Origin of the sequence: Stenotrophomonas maltophilia (assembly GCF_013464915.1) — a bacterium.
GTDB lineage: Bacteria > Pseudomonadota > Gammaproteobacteria > Xanthomonadales > Xanthomonadaceae > Stenotrophomonas > Stenotrophomonas maltophilia_AT.
Genome location: NZ_RAVT01000004.1, coordinates 33,305 through 52,192 on the forward strand (window position 1 = coordinate 33,305; position 18,888 = coordinate 52,192).

Consider the following 18,888-nt stretch of genomic DNA (forward strand, 5'->3'; position numbering starts at 1 on the left):
CGCCCCTCAGCCCTGGACCGCGGCCGGGCCGCGCCCGTCCTGCTCTTCGGCCAGGCGCGCGGCGAACTCGTCGATGAACACCGCCATGTCCGCGCCGATCGCTTCGGCACGCGCACCCAGGTAGTTGTAGCCGAACAGTGCCGGGATCGCGACGCCGAGGCCGGCAGCGGTACACAGCAGCGCCGCGGCCATGCCGGGCGCCACCGAGTTGATGTCCACCGCGCCGGCCATCGCCGCCACCACGAACACCAGCATGATGCCGATCACGGTGCCGAACAGGCCCACGTAGGGCGCACCTTCGATGGTGGTCGACAACCAGTTCATCCGCCGCGCCATCGCCTCCTGCTCGCGCACCATCACCGCATCCATCGAGGCACGGATCGCGGCGATGGTGGCGCCACTCAGGTAGCCACTGTTGCCGTCGCGCTGGTGGCGCTGCTGCATTTCATCGATGGCCACCTGGTAGATGCGCCACAACGAGCCATCATGCATGGCGGTCGGCGCCTTGCCCTGGCGATCCATGTCCGACAGGGTGCGCAGCGGCACGCCGGACAGCTTGCCGAAACTCTCGGTGAACACCGCATTGGCCTTGCTGGTACGGCCGAAGTGGCGGCTCTTGGCGATCATGATCGCCCACGACAGCAGCATCATCAGGCCGAGGATGGCGACCACCACCCAAGCGTCGAACGGCATCGCCTTGAGGATGAAGGCGAAGTGGCTCTGGCCCGCCGACTGCTCGTCGGCGCCGTAGCTGATCAGGCGCGAATCGGCACCCTGTGCGGTGGCATCGGCCAGCAGCAGTGCCGCCGGACGTGCCACCCGCGAGACACGCAGCTCATCCAGCGCGCCTTCGAAGTTGGCCAACGGCTGCGCCGCGCCCGGGGCATCCGCGCCCACCACCGGGGCGGTGCCCAGCGCTGGCAGCTCGCCGCTCAGCTGGGCCACCACGCGGCCGTTGAGGTACAGCTGCAACGCGCCCTTCTCCGCGGTCAGTGCCACGTGCGCCCACTGCCCTTCCGGGATTGGCTGTGCCGGCGTGCTGCGCTGGCCATTGAACTGCACGAACGGCACCCGGTTCTCGATGCCCAGCACCAGTTCAGCGTTACCGTCGCGACGGGCGTAGATCGCCTGCGCAGCGTTGTTGCTGCCCGGCTTGATCCAGGCAGAGACAGTGAGCGGTGCGCCCGCTTCCTGCGTTAGCGACGCGCTGGCCGGCAACGGCAGCGGGCCTGCACCCAACTGCACACCGCGGCCGATCACCGAGCCCTCGGCAGGCGGCACCACGGCACCGGCATTGTTGCCGTAGGCGGTGGTGTCGCGCGCCGGCGCATTGGCCTCGGCAAAGTGGTAGACCAGCGTGTAGTCCGGGTCGAACACCTGCTGGCCATTGCCGCTGGCCGGTGCCTTCTCATTGCCGTAGTACATCCAGATCGTCTGCGGCGCGGCGGCGCTGACTGCCGGCACGTCCACCCAGACCAGGGCCAGGCCCAGCGTGGGATCGAACTGTTCGATCTGGTGGGCCAGTACGGTGCGGCCATCGCCCGACACGAAACGCAGGTCGTTGCCCGCGTCCTGGGTACCGTCGAAACCAAAGTTGCCGGTATGCAGGCGCAGCAGCAGCGGCGTGCGGCCCGGGTCACCGGCCAGGCCCGCGCCCTGCGGGCCGGCGTCGACGGTGATCGGCTTGCGGTACTTCCATTCGGCCTGCCACCAGTTGGCGTCGGCCGCTGCGGCGGGCAACGCGACCAGCGCGGCCAGCAGCAGCAATACTCGGGAAAGCAAACGGTCCATGCGAAGGGTCTCCGGAGAACGCATGTTCAAGGAATGGGTCAGTAGCTGGTGCTGATGTTGAAATGCAGGCGCGGGTCGTCCTTGCGCGTTACCGGGCCATCGGCGTAGGGCCAGGCGTAGTCCAGGCGCAGTTGCAGGTGTTCGCCCAGGCGCAGCTGCGCGCCCAGGCCGACCGAGGCCAGGTTGTACTTGTCACGCTGCTCGGGCAGCGGCTGGCGCAGGCGCAGATAGGCCGCGTCAGCAAAGCTGTAGACGCGCAGATCGGTGCCGCTCCACAGCGACCACGCCGGCGTGCGCCATTCCAGGCTGGCCAAGCCGCCGTAGTCGCCGATCGCCTCAGCCGAGAGATAGCCACGTACCGTGTACATGCCACCGGCGGCGAACTGCTCGGCCGATACCAGCGGTGCGTCGGTCACCTGCAGCGAGCCACGCGCGTACCACTGCCAGTCGTTGCCGAAGGTGTGGGTGTTGGCCACGTCAGCCTTGAAGGCCACGAAGCTAGGGTCGGCCCAATAGCGCTTCTGGCCGAAGGCGGTGGCGTCACTGCCGTAGCCGAACAAGCGACGCGTGCCGGCCACCAGCTGGGTGTTGATGCTCAACTGATCCTGCTCGCCCTGGCGCACACCGACGAAGGCGAGCGTGATCGGCGCGTACTTCAGCGGCGTCTTCAGGCTCTCCTTGCCCATCTGCGTGTCTTCCTCGGTGTCCTTGAAGTCCACACCGAGGCTGAGCTGGCGCCACCACTGGCTGCTGCCGGCCAGTCGATAGTTGAGCTTGAGGCCGATCGAATGGCCGTTGCCGATCACATTGGTTCCGGTGCCGGTACCAACCTGTCCGCCCGCGTTCAGCACGCGGCTGTCGGATTTGTAGCCGGACGCTTCCAGGCTCCATGGCGTGCCTTCGAACGGCATCATGTACGAGGCCGAGAACACCTTGGCCTGTCTGGTGTCTTCCGGCGCCAGATACACACCGATGTTGGCGCTGTGCCCGCGCTTCCACAGATTGTCGTAGGCCAGCGACGCACTCAGGCGCAGCTTCTCGGTATCCGCGCTGTGGTCGTTGTTGAGCGCCGCGCTGGCGCGCCAAGGGGATTTCTCCTCGACCTGCAGGTCCACATCCATCGTGCCCGGCACCTGGCCCTCTCGCACCAGTGGCATCACCTGGCGGCGGCCACCTTCGTTCAGCGCGGTCAGTTCCTTCTGCGCCTGGTCGAAGTCCGGCACCTTGCCCTCAGCCAATGCCGGTACGCGTTCGCGGATCCGCTCGGGCGATTCATGCTTCGTGCCTACCACCCGCAGCTGGCCGATCGGCGTCTGCTGCACCTTCAGCAGCACCACGCCACCACTGACCTGCTGCTCGGGCAGCTCGACGTAGACCGACTGGTACCCTGCCTGCTGGTACAGCGCATTGACAGCATCGCGTGCCTTCTCGACATCGGCCAACGTCTTTCCCGGCCCAAGGAACGGTTCCACCGCGCGTTCGATCTGGCGCGGATCGAGCACGGTGTTGCCGCGCACGATGTATTCATTGATGTTCACGCTGGGCGCAGGCGCCGCCTCCTGCGCGAGCAATGGCAGCGGCATCGCGACCAGAGCCAGCAGCAGCGGATGCAGGCGCAGCGGAAGGCGGACGGCTCGGCACGGAACAGGAGTCATCGAAGGCATCGCGTCGTATCGAAGGGAGTGGCCAGGGAGCGGCGCGTGGGTCTACCAACAGGACGTGCACGTCGCGTCAAAACCGCCAACAGTTTTGTGACAGCACTGTCATCTTTTGACATAGCCGCAACGCTCACAGGCGGACCCTGCCTTTGCCACACGTCTTCATTGCAGAACATCGATTGCTGCGGGATATTCGAGATGCGTGAATCGTTGATGACGTGCCGCCGCCCTGCCCTCGCCCTTGCCCTGCTGCTGGTATTGCCCTCGGTTCGCGCCGACGAGGCGAAGAAGCAGGAGGACGCCGCGCCCTGCATCGAAGTGCAGGTCAATGGCGAGCGCATCCCGGCCTGGGACTGCCTGCAACGCAAGCTGGCGCCGGCATCGAAAGCGGCGAAGTCACCGGCGCTGCCGGAGGCCGAACGGCTGATGCGGCAGCCCGGCAACCAGCTGATGCAGTACAACCTGGAAGGCACGCGACAGCGCATGGGCGATGCCTTTGGTCGTTCCGTGGTGCCACAGCGCCCAGCGCGCTGAGCCTGCGCATCGGTAGAGCCGAGGCCATGCTCGGTTGCGTCTACCTGCATTGCGGACGGCACGCGGAAAGCAGCCGAGCGTGGGCTCGGCTCTACAGGGAGGCGGCCGGCACGATGCCATCGGTCGGCACCGGTGGCAGCTCGGGCACCGGCAGGCTGCGCGATTGACCGGCCTGGTTCAGCTCCACTGTACTTGCACTTATGCTGGCCAGCACCGTGCAGGGTCCGAGGCGTTGGCCTGGCGCGTAGGCCTCCGCGGGTCGGCCATCCACCGACAGCAGCGCCAGTGGCGCGTGGTCACCGGCCATCACGCCGAGCACCACCACCTCGGTCTGCACTGCGCCGGGGGACAGCAGCCGTACCAGCGGCAGGCTGGCCACCGCATCGAACATCGGACGCACCGGCGCCTCTTCGCGCGCCTCACCGGCCACCGCCGCTGGCGCCACCGCAGACAGGGTGACGCTCCAATAGGCCACCACGGCCAACAGCAACGTCGCCGCCAGCAGGGTCAATAAGCGATTGCGATCCCAGCGCCTGCCATCCATGTTCCGCACCATCGCCACGGTCGTGTACACCTACGCTAGCAGCTGCGGCTGACGCTTTTGTTTCATCATGCCGGCCTAGGCTGGCAGGCATCGGCCAGCACAGGAGGCAACGTCGATGCAGCGCATGCCGCGTGGTTTCACCCTGCTGGAACTGATGGTGGTGCTGGTGATCATCGGCATCTGCACGGCGGGCATCGGCCTGGGCCTGGGCAGCCTGCTCGACCCGGGCCGGCTGCTGCGGCAGGAGGCCGAACGGCTGGCACAACGCCTGCAGGTGGCGCGCGACGAGGCCCGCATCGATGGCCGTCCGCTGCGTTGGCAGGCCGACGCCAGCGGCTATCGCTTCAGCCGCCGCGAAGGCGGCCGCTGGGTCACCGTTGAAGGCGATGATCTGTTGCGTCCGCAGAAGTGGCAGGCAACGGGCATTGCAGTGCAGCCCGCCAACCCCATTGAACTGAGCCCGGAGTGGATAGGTATCGCCTGGGAGCTTGGATTGTCGCTGGACGGCCGCACACTGCGTCTTCGTGATGATGGCAGCGGACAATTGCAGGTCGTGCAGTGAAGCAGAAGGCACACGGATTCACCCTGATCGAAGTGCTGATCGCGCTGGCGATCGTATCGATTGCACTGGCAGCGGTGATGCGCTCGGTGGCAGTGGCGACCGACGATCAGTCACGGCTGCGGGATCGTCGTCTGGCACTGATGTGCGCGCAGGACCGCTGGCAGGAGCTGCGCCTGGCCGGGCAGCTGCCACAGGATGCGCGACGGCGCTGCGTGCAGGGGCGCAGCACGTTCCTGGTGCTGCAGCATTCCGGCACAGGCAGCGACGGCCAGCCACAACTGGAACTGAGCGTGGTCGCCGAGGACGCGCCGCGGCAGTCGTTGGCGCGGATGCAGTTGCCATGGACGGCGGCGCCGTGAAGCGCACGGCGCGGGGCTTCACCCTCATCGAGGTGATGATTGCGATCACCATCATGGGCGTACTGGCACTGATCTGCTGGCGAGCGCTTGACAGCGTGGCCAGCAGCGACCAGCGCCTGCGCCAGGCCGATGCAGAAACTACTACTGCGCTGCGCGTGCTGCAGCAGTTCCAGCGTGATATCGAGATGCGTGCCGACGATGCACTGATGAATGGTGCAGTGCGCCCGGCCGATCAACCGCAGCGGCTGCTGCCTCCTTCACTGGCAAGCGAGCGGCATACGGATGGCAGCTTCGCGCTGGAGATCACCCGCAGCGTTGGCAGTGATGGCCTGCGCTGGCAACGGGTTCGCTGGTGGCGGCAGGGCAATACGCTGTGGCGGGCCAGTGGTGCGGCCACGGACCGGTATCCGCTGCCGGCGCCGGATCTGTCGAAGGGAATTGCGGTTGCGCGCGATGTGCAGCGGTTCGAGGTGCGGGCGTGGCAGCCGGGTACCGGGTGGGCGGTGTTGCCCAGCGACGGCGAAGTGCTGCCGGCCACCGGACTTGAGCTGCGGCTGGGGTTGCGCGACGGGCGCGGGCCCTTGAGTTACCGGCGGGTGCTGGAGCTCTAGGCTTCGTTCGTGGCACCACATCCACGCATGGCGTGGATCTACTGCCGACCAGGGTCGGCACCTACCAGGATGCGTTGGCATGGCCCGGCGGCGCCCCTCCTGCCGCCGGGTGCGCTCCTGCACCCGGCGGCGCCGTGTCGGTGGTCCTCACCGCTGATGGCCGCTCCCTGCCCTCGGTGCCGTCCTGGCTGGGGCCGCCACCGTTCCGTGGCGGCTGGCCCGATGCTGTTCGTTCTTCCGGCCCGATCGCATCCACGCATGGCGTGGATCTACCGCCGACCAGGGTCGGCACCTACCCGGATCGTGCGATGCCTAGCGGCGCTGTGTGCCCTCGTCGCGGCTGGCCTGCGGGAACTGGAAGGCACTGTTGGCGTCATAGCCGCTGTCGGCCGTGTTGCTACGCGCCGGCGGGGTGATGCTGCTGGTGCCGCTGCCGAAGCCGAGGATCTGCACGCTGATCACCGACGGCTGGTTGCGCCGTGCGTCATCCTGGCTCTTGCGCATCACATCCTGTGCGGCCTGGCTGGCACTGCTGGCCGCCGCACTGGCCGAGGCCAGCGCGTTGACATTGACGGTGGCCAGCACCGGCAGGCCCTTGCTTTCGCCCTGCACCTGGATGTTGGCGGCATTGAGCACCTGCAGCGCGGCCAGGTTGATGTTGCCCGAGACACGGATGCCGGCCTCGCCGGCATCGATGGTACCCAGCGGCGCGATCAGGTCGACGTCGCCCGGTGCCACTTCGGCAATCGGGTTCAAGGTCGCGACGCCCGCACCGCTGGCCGGCGCCTGCGGCGACAGGATCACATTGCCCCAGTTGTCGTAGAGGCGGCGCGGCGGGGTGTACAGCAGGCTGGTCCGCGAGCCGCGGCCAGCGTTGATGTCGCCCTGCTCCGACCACGCCAGGATGTCACCGCCAAAGGTGGTCATCACCCGCGAAAGGCCCAGCAGCACGCTGTCCTGGCTGAACAACCGGATATCGCCTTGCCCCTGGGTGACCAGGCCGGCGCTGGCCGGCGGCACCACGCCCTGCACGCCCACCACGATCCGCCCACCCGGTGCCATCAGCTCGATGTTGCCGCCAGCTTCGGTGCGCACACCGGAACCACCGTACATCACGATATCGCCGGTACGGTCGATGGTGGCCCCGTTGGCGTCCTTGTCCGGCATCAGCGTGGCGATGGCCTCACGCCCGCGAAGGTACGAGCCGAACCGCGGCCCCTGCGCATCGGTGTACTCGCGGCCACCCTCTCGCAGTTCGGCGTAGTAGACCTGGCGCAGGAAGATGCGTTGCTGTTCCTTCGGCAGCGCGTCGAACAGGGCCAACACCTCGGCACCCTCGGCCGTGCTGCCGAAGCGCTGCTGCAGCCACTGCTTCAGTTCCTTGTCGTAGATCTTCACCGCCTTGCCCGGCTGCGAGGCCAGCGACTGCTCCGGATCGGCCCGCTTGGCCGAGTCCAGGTAGCGCGCACGCACTGCGTCGAAATCGATCTGCTGGTTGCCGGCAGTCAACGCGATGCTCGCGCCCGGGCGGGTATCGCCCTGCACGATGCCGCCCAGACTGACGATGCTGCCGGCCTCTTCCTGGCGCAACTGGCGGCCCGCGCTGACCTCGACGTTGCCCGGGCCGGCCACGGTCATGCTGCTGCGGACGATATCGCGGCCGGCAGTGATCATGCTGATGTCGGTGCCGGTGGTATTGAGCGATGTGACGTTCGATTCGAGCACATCGCGGCCAGCGCGCAGCTGCACCGGTGCGCCGGCTTCATACCAGTTGACCACGGTGCGACCATCATTCCCCGAGGAACGGTCCAACACACGCTGGTTACCGACCGTCAGGGAGCGGATGTCTCCCGTGCCCGCGTAAAAGCGACTGATCGCCGTCGCCTGCGACAGCAGGGTGCCCGCCAGCGGCGTATTGGGCCCGAAGGCGAACAATGGCAGCGAGGCCTGCACCGAGGCAACGGTTGCATCGACCGAGACATTGCTCCGCACCGTCGTACCCGACGCATCCGTTGCGATGAACGCCGGATCGAAGGGGCCTGGCAGGCGCACGTCGGCACCCGAACGGGTGACCTGCAGACCGTACTCTGCGGAGAAGATCGACCCGCCCGCCAGAATGTCGAGGCGGCCACTGGCCGAGGGTGCCAGCAGCAGGACGTCCTGAATGGTTCCTGCCATTGAATCCAGGTTGCCTTCCAGGCGCGGCAACGAAACGTCACCGCTGGCCGCGACGGCGCTGAAACGGGAGGGGTACAACCAGTAGTTCAGGTACTTCATGGCACCGGCCACCCTGACCTGCTCCGGCCACAGGTTGCTTCCGGTTCGGTGCATCGTCCCGGCCAGCGAAGGTGCCAAGCTTCCCCCTGCCGAGAACAGGTCCAGGGCGGTGTTGGCCGTCCACAGCGAGAACCAGCTGGTCCCCGCCGCGTGACGCCCATTGTCAAGCAGCATATCGGTGTAGTTGGCCACCGGCACGCGGCCCGGATCGGCCGCCCCGCCCAGCACCAGGTCGCCACGCGCCTGCAACTGCGCGGTGGCATCGCCCAGTACCACCACCGGTCCGCCCATCGCAAGCGCAGAACCGACCTTGTAGGGTTCCAGTGAGGAATAGCTGTCCAGGATGGCACTGAGGCCGCCGATGCGCGCCGCATCCACCCGCGCGTTGCCGCGCAGGTTGATCAGTGCGCCGTTCAGATCCAGGTCCTGCTGGTAGCCGCTCGGCAGCTGGCTGCTGGCACGCAGGCCCGGATTCAGTGCCCCTCCTGTGCGCACGCTCAGGTCGCCACCACCGGTGAGGTGCAACTGCCCGTCACTGACCCGCCCGGTGGAGCCGACCGCTACCACCAGCGCGCTGGAATGTGGCGCTGCGAAGAAGCCCAGCGCATCGCCCATCGGATCACGCACACCGGCATCGCGCCCGGCCTCGATCACCAGGTTGCCACCGCCCAGCGTGCCGAAGCCGGTGAAACCGACCATGCGTGGTGACTTGTTCGGGCCCGTCTGTACTGCACTGTAGGTGCCGAAGTTGATCCACCAGCTGGTCGCCGTCGGCTGCACGCCAGCCGCAGCGGCTGTCCCCTGGCGCCATAGCCAGTTGCCGACTGCGGCACTGGCATGATCGGCCTGGTCGCGGTCCGGCGTTCCCGACTGGGCGCGCGCGCTCCACACGTCACCGATGATGTCGCGGCCCGCTTCGATGCGCAGGTTGCCACCATGATCGGGATACCAGGCCTGGTAGTTCGCCAGCGCCGCATCATAGGCGCCGGGAACCAGGTTCGTTCCCAGCAGCGAGGGACTTTCGGGTGCCGCCGAGCGACCCGGGTTGAACGCCGCGTCCTTGCCGTTGCCGAGCACGGTAGGCGCACCGGCGGTGTAGACGCCGAACGCAGAGCGCATGTGCACGTCCCGCGCGGCCAGCAGTTCCAGATCGCCCTTGCCGGTACGCAGCACGCTCCAGGCCGGTGTGCCCAGGCGCTTGCCATAGGTGGTCACCTCGGTCAGCGTGCCGCCGCCATAACAGTAGCCGACGGTGGCGCAGAACGCCTCCTCGGTCATGCCCATCATCTCCGCGAAGTCCTTGGCCGACGTCCCCACATAGGTCTCGTCGCCCCAGAAATCCAGCGACCCCTGCTTGTCGACCAGGCGTGGCGCGGGGCCGCAATAGGGACCGGCGGCACAGAAATCGTCCTCGCTCATGCCAAAGGATCCGGCCACTTCCTTGGCCGGCTTACCCACCAGGCTGTCATCGCCGGCCCAGTCCATCGACCCGTCCACCGAGACCACGCGGTCGCCCTTCCATTCGGTGGTGGTGGAGACCGTGCCGATCGTGGCGTAGTGGCTGTCGGCCAGCACGATGCTGCCCTCACCGCCCCAGCGCCGCGTGCGTGGATCGGCAGCATCCGCATCGGCTCCGGCCACCGCCGTCAGGTCCCAGGAGGTGGTGCCCTCCGGCAGCATCGAGGCCAGCGCCCAGTTGCGCCCCTGGTTGCCCGCGGCGTCCGCCGGCCGCAGCTTGACCGGCTCGCCCCCGGCCAGCACTACCTTGGTCATCGAGGGAATGAGCGACCCGGCGCGCAGGTTCAGTGCGGAGGCAAGGGTCAGGTTTGCCGGCAACGGAACGTTGGCCGGCCACAGCTGCGCCGCCATCGGCGCCTCGCTGCGCAGGCGGAAGCCTGCACCCAGCTGGTCTCCGGTCCCCAGGGTGATCGGTTGCGCCAGCACCGTACCGGCCGCAATCACCTGGCCGCCATGGGTGACGGCCGCCCCCAGTACGGTCCCTGCCGGCAACAGCAGTTCGCCGGACAGCATCATCGCTGCCGGTAGCACCGTGCCTGCCGGCAGCCTGATGGCCCGGAACGGCAGGTCATAGTTGAGACGGGCGCCCTGCTGGAACTCGGTGCCCGCCTGCAGTTGCACACCTTCGCCCGGCACCACCAGGTCACCACCGAATGCCGTGTTCGCCGAATTGAGACTGCGGCCCTGCACCAGGACCCAGCCGCTTTCGTCCGGATTCGCCGGCGGCGGCGCGAAACCGTCATTGATGCTGCCGTAGACGTTGATGTCGCCCTCGGCGCGCAGCACCAGCGCCGCAGATTCGCCGAAACCACGGCGTGCAGGATCGTTGCGGTTGGACTGCGGCCCATAGCGATAGCCAGACAGGTCGATGTCACCGGCCACGACCAGGTCGCCGCGTGGATTGTCGGATCCCTTGCGGGCGACGATCTGCACGCCCGGGCGCAGGCGATGTTCGCCCAGCGCGGCAATTCGCTGCTGCAGGCCCGTGTTGGCGAAGGCGGCGTTGAACCACGCACTGCTGTCCGGATCGACCACGGTATTCAACCAGCGCTGGTTGATCATCTGCGGACGGTTGCCATGGACATCCGGTGCGCTGACCTGCGGCGCATCGTCGTAGCTGCGGAAGCCGTTGACCTGGATATCCCCCGCACCGGCAATGCGCACGCCGGCCGCCACATTGATGGCCGCATCGTCGCCTCCGACCCGCGGCACGTTGAGCTTGATCGTGCCGCGCGCACGCCCATCGTTCTGGCCGGCCGCCTTGCCCAGCGCTACGCTGCTGCCGGCACGCAGATCCATGCTTGCCGCGTTGCCCAGCACCAGTTCACCCTGTGTGGAGGTCAGTTCGATCATCGCCCGGTTCGGGCTGTCAATGATCTTGCCGTAGCTGTCCACGCGCAGGCCGCTGCCATGCGCGTCCAGCGCTCCGTCCACCCGCAGCCCATCACGTGCGGACAGACGGATGCTGCCCACCTGTTCGCCACTGGCGTCAATACGGCCATCCAGCCGCAGGCTGCCGCGATCGACACTGATGTCGACATTGCGCGCCTTCACTTCATCGCCCACCCGCAGATCGCCTTCGGCAAGCTGGAAGGTACGGCCACCGGTGACGCCACCTGCAGTCAGGCGCATGTTGAGGCCGGCGAAGTCCTGCAGCTGGCGCGCGCGGATGACCGCCTCGCCAGCGTCGAACGGCACCATCGTGCCACCCGCATCGTATCGGCCACTGGCGCTGCCCAGCACGCTGCCGGCCAGGTCGACCCGGCCGCCCTGCTCGCCCAGCGCCGTCACTGTCAGGCGACCGCCGCGGTTGTCCCGTGCAGACAGGTCGATGCGCGAGGCCGCGTCGGTGTGGATGTCACCGGCGGCCGAAGACAGCAGTACGTCGCCACCCCAGCTGTACTTGTCCACGTCGAACAGGCTGACCCTGCGCCCCGCCAGGTCCAGCAGCGCATTGGCGCCCAGCATCAACCCGTTCTGCGCCACGGCGTCCAGCCGTCCGGACGCCAGCGCAATGCGGCTGTCCAGTACGATCCGGTCGGCCTTCAGACTCAGCTCCGCGCCCAGCGCATCGCTGCCCGGGGTTGCACCCGCACCCTGCACGCGCAGCGATCCGCCACTGCGCACGGCCAGGCGCGCGGCCGCATCGCCGGTCAACAGCGGGGTATTGATATCCAACGCGCCGCCGCTGTACTGCCAGCCCTGCCCGGTGACGTAGCCACCCTGCGACTGGTAGACATCCAGGCTGCCCCTGGCGGAAAACACCATGCGCTCGGAGGCGCTCAGGTTCACCCCGGCAAAGCCCAGTACCTGGCGGTCGGCAGCCACCTCGGAACTCGGCCGGGTGAACGGCGCGCGCCCCAGTGTCAACGTGCGGGTGACCATGTCCAGCTGGCCGCGGCCAAGGCGGCCCACCATCGCCTCGCCCGGCCCCTGTGCCTGGCTGCTGCCCGGCACCTGGTCGGCCGCCAGCGTGCCGTCCCACACCAGGGTATCGGCGAAGATGCGTGCGCGGTCCTCCGCGCCGCCATAGCCATGAATGGCCGGCGCGCCCAGCACCAGGCTGCGCAGGCTGCTGCGGCCGGTCGCCGCATCGCGCGTATCCAGATCGACGCTGCCGAACACGTTGATCGCGTCGCGGGCGGACAGGCTGAGCGTATCCATCGCCGGCGCGCCGGTCGCCGTATTGCCACGCAGCAGCTGCTGCAGCACCTGCTGGTTCATGGTCATGCCCTGCGGCAGGCCACCTGCCGCAGCCGCTGCGGCGATGGCCTCGGCCGTGCCCAGGTTCAGCGCAGACATGCCCAGGCCGAGTTGCCGCGTGCCATAGCTCACGCTTTCGCGGATGTTCAGTGCACCATCGGTGGCAATGGTGATGCTGCCATCGGACACCAGCCGGGTCTGCCCGCTGCAGTCGTGCTGGCAGCCACCCAGGTCGATCGCAACCGGCCCGGCGTCTGCAGAACCTGACGTGGTGATGACATTCAGGCGCCGATTGGATACCGCCAGCAAGCCGCCCTGGGCGAAGTAGGGCTCGACCGTCTCGTTCGCCCGCGACACCTTTGCCGCAGACAGGGTGTCGATCGATGCGCCCTGTTCCAGCAGGATGCCACTGCCCCCGGACGCGGCGGAAACCAGCACCTCCTGCGCGGCAAGCGTCACACCCGAGCGCAGCACCACACTCTTTGCATTGCCGGTAATCGAACTGCTCGTCAGGGCGGCACGGCTGAGGCTGCCACCGATCAGCAACGTGGCAGGACGGAACGCATTCAGGGCTGCATCGGTGATGGTCGCGCCGGGGCCGGTGGTCGTCGTGCCGTCCTTGCCGACGACTTCCAGGTCCCTGCCTTCGGCCGTGGTCAGGTTGACCGACAGGATGCCGTCGCGGCCCTGTGCGCTGCCGGGATTGAACCGTGCAAGCCCGGCGAACGCGACGGCCGCCGTGCCGCTGCGGCCCGCGCCGTCACCCAGCACAAGATTGACATTGCCGGCGTCCAGCGGGCGCCAACGCATCGGCTCGCCGCGCCGCTCCGCGGTTCCCTGCACGAAGGCGTTGTAGCTGGTTTCGTTGTAGCCCGAGTGGCGCCGTACCACCTCGGCCGGGGTCACCACCAGGTCGGTCAGCAGAGGCGAAGTGGTGCCCCCCAAGCCCTGGCCCTGATGGCCGGACAGCCGCCAGGAACCGGTTCCCGTCGACAGCGGCTGGTTCATGCCGGTCGCGCCGGTTGCGCCCACTTCCACCCGGAACGCGCCGGACTGCAGCGCATAGCTGGCCGGCAGCAGGGTATAGGTCCCTGCCGGCAGGCCCGGCACGCCGGCCGGCACCGTGATCTGTTGGCCAACGCGGGGGTCGGCCGCGCCATCGGCCATGCCCGCCGGTGCCGGTACCTGTGCCCGGCCCGGCATGATCGCGTACACGGCGCTACCCGTTTGGCTGAAGCCATAGCGCGGATTGGCATCGGCGAGCGCCGTACGCAGCACATCCACCGAACCGCCGCGTCCAGCAACGAAGGCGCCACCATTGAGTTCACCGCCGCCGGAAACATCCAGCACACTGCCGGGCGCGGCGTCGATCACGTTGGCGGTGATGGTGACGCCGATCGGATTGCTGCTGCCGCCGGGCCCCGACAGGTCGAAACCGGCGCCATTGAAGCGCCAGGTGACACCGTCGACCGTGCCACCAAACGGCAGGCTCAGGCCCGCACCGCTGATCGAGGTCACACTGCCCGGCAGCAACTCCACCCGGCCGGCACTGCTCCGGCCCGACTGGCTGCCACCGATCAGGATCTGGCCCCAGGGCGCCTGCACGGTGCCTCCCTGCTGCACCGTTGCGCCCAGCAGGGCAAGGCTGCCGAACGCCGAGTCCGGCGGTGGCAGTGCGGCGCCGCCGCTGTTGCTGATGCGTAGCACCGCATCCGGGTTGACCCAGCCGGAGAGGCGCGTACCAAGGTCGGTGGCCGACGCGCCGGCCATCAGGCGTCCGTTGGCACGCAGCGTGGGATACAGGCGTGCCGCCTGCACATCCATCGAGCCCGGCACCAGCACCGACGATTCCTGCGCGCGCACGGCACCGGGCGCCAGGAAGCGGATGTCGCCGCTGCTGTGCAGGCTGGCCTGATCGAAACCGGCCAACCAGTTCACGTCACGGATATCGAGCAGGTCCGCCTGCACGGACAATCCATGCCCACGGCCGATGGCCATCGCCGCCACCGCGGGCAATGAGAATCTGTCGACGCTCACCTGTGGGCCAGTGCCCTGGGCCAGGCGCAGGTAAGGAGCTGCCAGCGACAGGCGGCTGCCCTGCGCCGCGTCGGGCAGCAGCCCCAGCGCGTTGGCCTGGATGCCGTGCAGGCGCAGGCTCTGCCCCATGCGCAGGTCGACATCGCCGCTGGCACGGATATCACCCAGCAGCGACAGGTGTTCGAAACCACCGGCCTGGATCTGCTGCACGGACAGCGGCGCATGCCCGTACTCGAGCGGCCCACCCTGCCCGTTCCCTTCTGCCGTCCGCTGGCTGAGCAGGATCGCACGACTGGCCAGCAGGTCCTTCTTGTCCTTGTCGGCGTTCTCGCCGTAGACCCCACCGACGAAGGCGACCCCCAGGGTGCCGCCACTGGCGCCCTTGCCACCGGCGCTGGCGTCCATCACGCCGTCCAGGTACAGGCCATTGGCCGAGCGCAGCACGATGCTGCCACCGTCACTGTCGACCTGCGTGTGGCCTTGTCCCTCTACGTCCAACGTGGTCGACGCACCTGCGGCCCGCAGGCGTGCACCCTGCTCCACCACCACGAACGCATCGGGCGCGCGCATGACGGCATTGGCGGCTTCCCAGTCCAACGGGCCACCGATCTCGATGCGGCCGCCGCCCTGCACCTTGCCCTGCAGCCGCCCGCGGGCGTCGGCCAATGCAACGGACGTACCGCGCACATCCAGCTCGGCGCCTTCGGCAATCCGCCAGGTGCGTCCATTGGGCTGGCCGGCATAGAGCCCGATCGGGGTGAACGCCTCGTTCAAGGTGATGCGCCCGCCCAGCGCACGAACGGTACCCTGCACGTCGATGCTGCCGTTGCCCAGCAGCGCGACGGACTGGCCCGGATCGACCGCGACCAGCGCCCCCTTGCCGATCCGCACATCACCGCCCTCGGCATTGCGGCCGGAACGCAGGGTCACGCTGGCACCTGCACGCTGGCTGACCCGCCCGCTGATCGGGTCGGCTGTATACAGCGGCGCATCCCAGGCCTCCAGTGCCTCTGCTGCACTGCCGGCCCGGCGCGCCGCATCGGTCATGCGCACCCCGGGTGCCGCCACCACCAGCTGAGTGCCATCGGCGACGGACAGGCCCTGATGGCCATTGATGTCGTAGCTTCCGAAGCCACTGCCGAACAACGAGGCCTGCAGCTTCAGTGCCGCATCAGCCGCCCCACCCTCGCCGATCTGCACGTGTCCGCCGCTGGCGAGACTGAAACTGCCACGACCACTGCCGCCACGGCCACTGAAGTGGCTACCCTCGCCAAGTACGACCCGGCCACTGCCATCGGAGCTGACCTTCGCGCTGTTGGCCGTCAGGCTTGCACTGCCGCCCTTGCCGATCTGCCCCTTGCCCTTGGCATCGATCATGCCGCCGGCGTCGGCCAGGATGGCGGCACCGTCACCCAGCACCACGTCGTGGCTGTTCTGCAGCTCCACGCTGCCGCCGTCGATCCACGCCTGGCGCGCACCTTCGCCGGGCTGGGCAAGGGCATTGCTCCAGCCCCCGCCCACGTCGATACGTGCGCCTTCGCCAATCCGCACCGCGCTGCGGCCTTGGACCAACAGTGCCGTCGTCGTTGCCAGCACATCCAGCAGGTTGCCTGCGCGCACCTGGCCACCGGCGATGCGCACGTCGCCACCGAAGTTCACCTGGCTGCCGAGCAAGGCAAGCTGGCCGCCGTCCTGCAACTGCAGCATGCCCTGCAGATCCACGGTTGCCGAAGTCGCCAGGTCGAGCCGGCCCCATTGCTGTGCACTCAAGCGGGAACCATCCAGCCACACCGTGTTGCGGCGTGCCTCGTCGATCGGCGCCTGCAATGTCCAGTCGGTCGCGGTCGCCGCTGGCGTACCCACGCGGATCTGCGAGTCGAACAGCCCGGTGCGGCCGGTGCTGTCATAGCGTCCCACCCACAGCTGCGCGTTGCGCGCCACGGCGGTCTGCGCCTGCGCGTAGCCGTCCAGCGCCTGATCGGGGCGACGCACCTGCTGCGCGCCCTGGAAGGTCTGGGTATCGACCTGGCCGTCCAGCACGGCCGTGGGTGCCGACACCAGCAGCCGGCCCGCATCACGGCCGACCGTGTAGCCATTGTCCACGCGCTGGTCGGGAGCAATGAGCGGGTTGCGGAATGACTCGGTAACGCCCCAGCGTTCCTGCTTGACTTCGAAGCCCTTGTACAGGCCGTCGTAGAGCATCTCCGCCGGCGCATCATCAAGGCGATACAGCTGCCCGTCGCGCCCGCGCAACCAGCTCTGCTGGATGGCGCCGGACTGTACGTCCAGGCTGCCGCCGGCCAGGTTGATGCGCGAAGCAGCGTGGCTGACCACTTCCTTGCCTGCCAGCTGCACGGTGCCACCCTGGACCGCCCATTCGCCGATTGAATGGCCCTGATTGTCGAGGTAGCCACCCACCTCCAGCAGTCCGCCACCGGCATACCAGCGCTCGCCTTCATGGCCTCCCGTTCCTGCAGCCACGTGGGTCAGCAGGCGACGATCTATCCAGACCTCGCTGCTGATCAGCTTGCCGCTGTCACGGTTGTCCGGCGAATCGCGCAGTTCGTTGCCCTGCACTTTCACCTTGACGTTGTTGCTTTCCATCGCCACCTGCACGCCCACCGCACCGGAGACATCGACGCGGGCGCCATAGCCGACATAGCTGCGCCGCGCCGCGTCCGCGATCACCTGGCCGCCGGTCGCCACCGCCAGCGAGCCGGCCTGGAAATCCACGTCACCACCGGAGACAACCTCGATACGCGACTGGTCGCGACGGTCCTGCAGCCGCGACAGGTTGTCGAAGGTACCGCTGTTGCTCCTGCCGCGCAGCGCGTCCTGTTCAGCCGATTCCCTGATCACCGCGTCGCGCTGGCTGTCCAGCACCGTGCTCTTGCCATCGTCCTCGATCAGCACCGCGGTCGTGGAGCCCGTCGCCAGGGTGACGCTGCCCTTCGTATCGGAGGCCGAGTTCAGCAGATGCACGGTGCCGCGCTGGCTCAGGGTAGTCGTGGCCACCGCCACGCCCGCCTGCTCGACCGCGCGCCCGGCCAGGGTGACATCGCCTTCGCGCGCCTGGATCAGGCCGCTGTTGCGCACGCTGCCGGCACTGCTGTCGGCAATGAAACGCGGCGCGATTTCGTTGCCTCGGGTAGTGGAGGAGGTGTTCTGCGCGGTGCCCACGCCGCGCCGGATCACGAAGCTGTCACCGGCCGCCAGCTGGGCCTGGCCCTTGCGGGTCTCGATCTGGCCGGCGTTCTCCACGCTGTGGCCAGCCAGCAGCACGTAGCCGCCGCCACGGGTGGCGGTGGTCGGCTCGTGGGTGCTGATGCGCGCGCCCTGCTCGACCATCACCTTGCCCAAGGCATCGGTCAGTGAGGCCGTGTTGGCATCGGCGCTGTACAGGCCGTTGTCGCGGAACTGCGCATCGCTGATGCGTGTTGCCGCCGCGACCAGATTGCGCACGTTGACCTGGCTGTTGTTGCCGAACACCACGCCGTTGCGGTTGGCCACGAACACCGTGCCACTGGCCTTGAGCTGGCCGAGGATCTGGCTGGGCCGGGCGTTGGGATCATTGACCCGGTTCAGCACCGCCCAGTCGGGGTTCTGCAGGAAGTTCAGCGTGGTATTACCGCCAACGTTGAAGGTCTCCCAGTTGAGGATCGCCGTGTCCGCGGTCTGCTCGATGCTGACCTGGACCCGGCCATCGGCCCCTTGCGACTGGATGGCTTCACGTGCGTTGATCCAGCCGCGCGTGAGTGGGTTCTCGTCCACCTTCAGGCCGTCCTTGCCCAGGCCGTCGGCGATCACCAGGCCACCGTCGCGGCGGACCTGCCGGGCCTGCTCCTGCAGGCGCTGCTGCAGGGCGATCGCCTGCGCTGCGGTGCCGAGGTTGTCGATCGATTGCTGCAGCTTCTGCCGCGCCGCGTCCTGCTGCTGTGCCGGCAGCTGGAACTGGATCGGCACGCCACTGGGCATGCGCCCGCTCTGTGCCGCCGCCCCTTGGGCCGCACCGCGATCGGCGAACCATGCCGGGCTGAATGCCTGCTGCGCCTGGCTGGCCGGAGCAACGACGGAGCCCAACGCCACCGCAATGGCCCACGCCATCGGGTGATTGCGGCGCAGCAGCGCGGCCGGACGAACAGCGGACGTGAGCGGGTGCGACATCGGGACCTCGGCAATCGGGTGGGCCGCGGCGGCGGCAGCAATCGGGAGGCACGTGCAACGCGTGCCCTGCCCTTGATAGACGGTCTACGTGGCGTGAAGCCGACAGGAAACTGCGATCCCCACAGGCGGC

At 68.2% G+C, this 18,888-nt stretch carries 8 protein-coding genes; 4 read left to right on the forward strand and 4 right to left on the reverse strand.

Annotation, left to right across the window (positions count from 1 at the left end; genetic code table 11):
* Positions 1-6 precede the first annotated feature (6 nt).
* Together D7T59_RS01290 and D7T59_RS01295 are read right to left on the reverse strand one after the other, a co-directional pair.
* Positions 7-1,791, reverse strand: coding sequence for a DUF2341 domain-containing protein (locus D7T59_RS01290; protein ID WP_180851227.1), 1,785 nt, complete (start codon positions 1,789-1,791; stop codon positions 7-9).
* Positions 1,792-1,829: 38 nt separating this feature from the next.
* Complete coding sequence (locus D7T59_RS01295; RefSeq protein WP_180851228.1) at positions 1,830-3,446, reverse strand: ShlB/FhaC/HecB family hemolysin secretion/activation protein; 1,617 nt, start codon at positions 3,444-3,446, stop codon at positions 1,830-1,832.
* A gap of 201 nt (positions 3,447-3,647) precedes the next feature.
* Between D7T59_RS01295 and D7T59_RS01300 the strand changes: the two genes are divergently transcribed.
* A complete protein-coding gene (locus D7T59_RS01300) occupies positions 3,648-3,983 on the forward strand; it encodes a hypothetical protein (protein WP_164138120.1) in 336 nt (111 codons plus the stop codon).
* A gap of 91 nt (positions 3,984-4,074) precedes the next feature.
* Here the strand turns inward: D7T59_RS01300 and D7T59_RS01305 are convergent, their stop codons facing one another.
* Positions 4,075-4,527: a general secretion pathway protein gene (locus D7T59_RS01305; protein WP_164138117.1), complete on the reverse strand. Its 453-nt coding sequence runs from the start codon at positions 4,525-4,527 to the stop codon at positions 4,075-4,077.
* Positions 4,528-4,642: 115 nt separating this feature from the next.
* Here D7T59_RS01305 and gspH point away from each other — a divergent pair, with 115 nt between their 5' ends.
* The 3 genes from gspH to D7T59_RS01320 are packed head-to-tail and all read left to right on the forward strand — an operon-like array spanning position 4,643 to position 6,059.
* The gene (gene gspH / locus D7T59_RS01310) at positions 4,643-5,089 is read left to right on the forward strand and encodes a type II secretion system minor pseudopilin GspH (protein WP_180851229.1); all 447 of its coding nucleotides are present in this window, start codon (positions 4,643-4,645) and stop codon (positions 5,087-5,089) included.
* Positions 5,086-5,448 (forward strand): type II secretion system minor pseudopilin GspI, encoded by a 363-nt coding sequence (gene gspI / locus D7T59_RS01315; RefSeq protein WP_164138113.1) that lies wholly within the window; start codon positions 5,086-5,088, stop codon positions 5,446-5,448. Before gspH ends, gspI begins: the two co-directional genes overlap by 4 nt.
* The gene (locus tag D7T59_RS01320) at positions 5,445-6,059 is read left to right on the forward strand and encodes a prepilin-type N-terminal cleavage/methylation domain-containing protein (RefSeq protein WP_180851250.1); all 615 of its coding nucleotides are present in this window, start codon (positions 5,445-5,447) and stop codon (positions 6,057-6,059) included. The genes gspI and D7T59_RS01320 overlap by 4 nt, the downstream gene beginning before the upstream one ends.
* A 312-nt stretch (positions 6,060-6,371) precedes the next feature.
* Here the strand turns inward: D7T59_RS01320 and D7T59_RS01325 are convergent, their stop codons facing one another.
* Positions 6,372-18,758, reverse strand: a complete 12,387-nt coding sequence (locus tag D7T59_RS01325; RefSeq protein WP_180851230.1) for a filamentous haemagglutinin family protein — start codon at positions 18,756-18,758, stop codon at positions 6,372-6,374.
* Between the last annotated feature and the right edge of the window lie 130 nt (positions 18,759-18,888).

Coding starts and splice junctions, on each gene's coding strand:
- D7T59_RS01325 (WP_180851230.1), bottom strand. CDS start 18,758: ATGTCGCACCCGCTCACGTCCGCTGTTCGTCCGGCCGCGCTGCTGCGC.
- D7T59_RS01295 (WP_180851228.1), bottom strand. CDS start 3,446: ATGACTCCTGTTCCGTGCCGAGCCGTCCGCCTTCCGCTGCGCCTGCAT.
- D7T59_RS01305 (WP_164138117.1), bottom strand. CDS start 4,527: ATGGATGGCAGGCGCTGGGATCGCAATCGCTTATTGACCCTGCTGGCG.
- D7T59_RS01300 (WP_164138120.1), top strand. CDS start 3,648: ATGCGTGAATCGTTGATGACGTGCCGCCGCCCTGCCCTCGCCCTTGCC.
- gspH (WP_180851229.1), top strand. CDS start 4,643: ATGCAGCGCATGCCGCGTGGTTTCACCCTGCTGGAACTGATGGTGGTG.
- D7T59_RS01290 (WP_180851227.1), bottom strand. CDS start 1,791: ATGGACCGTTTGCTTTCCCGAGTATTGCTGCTGCTGGCCGCGCTGGTC.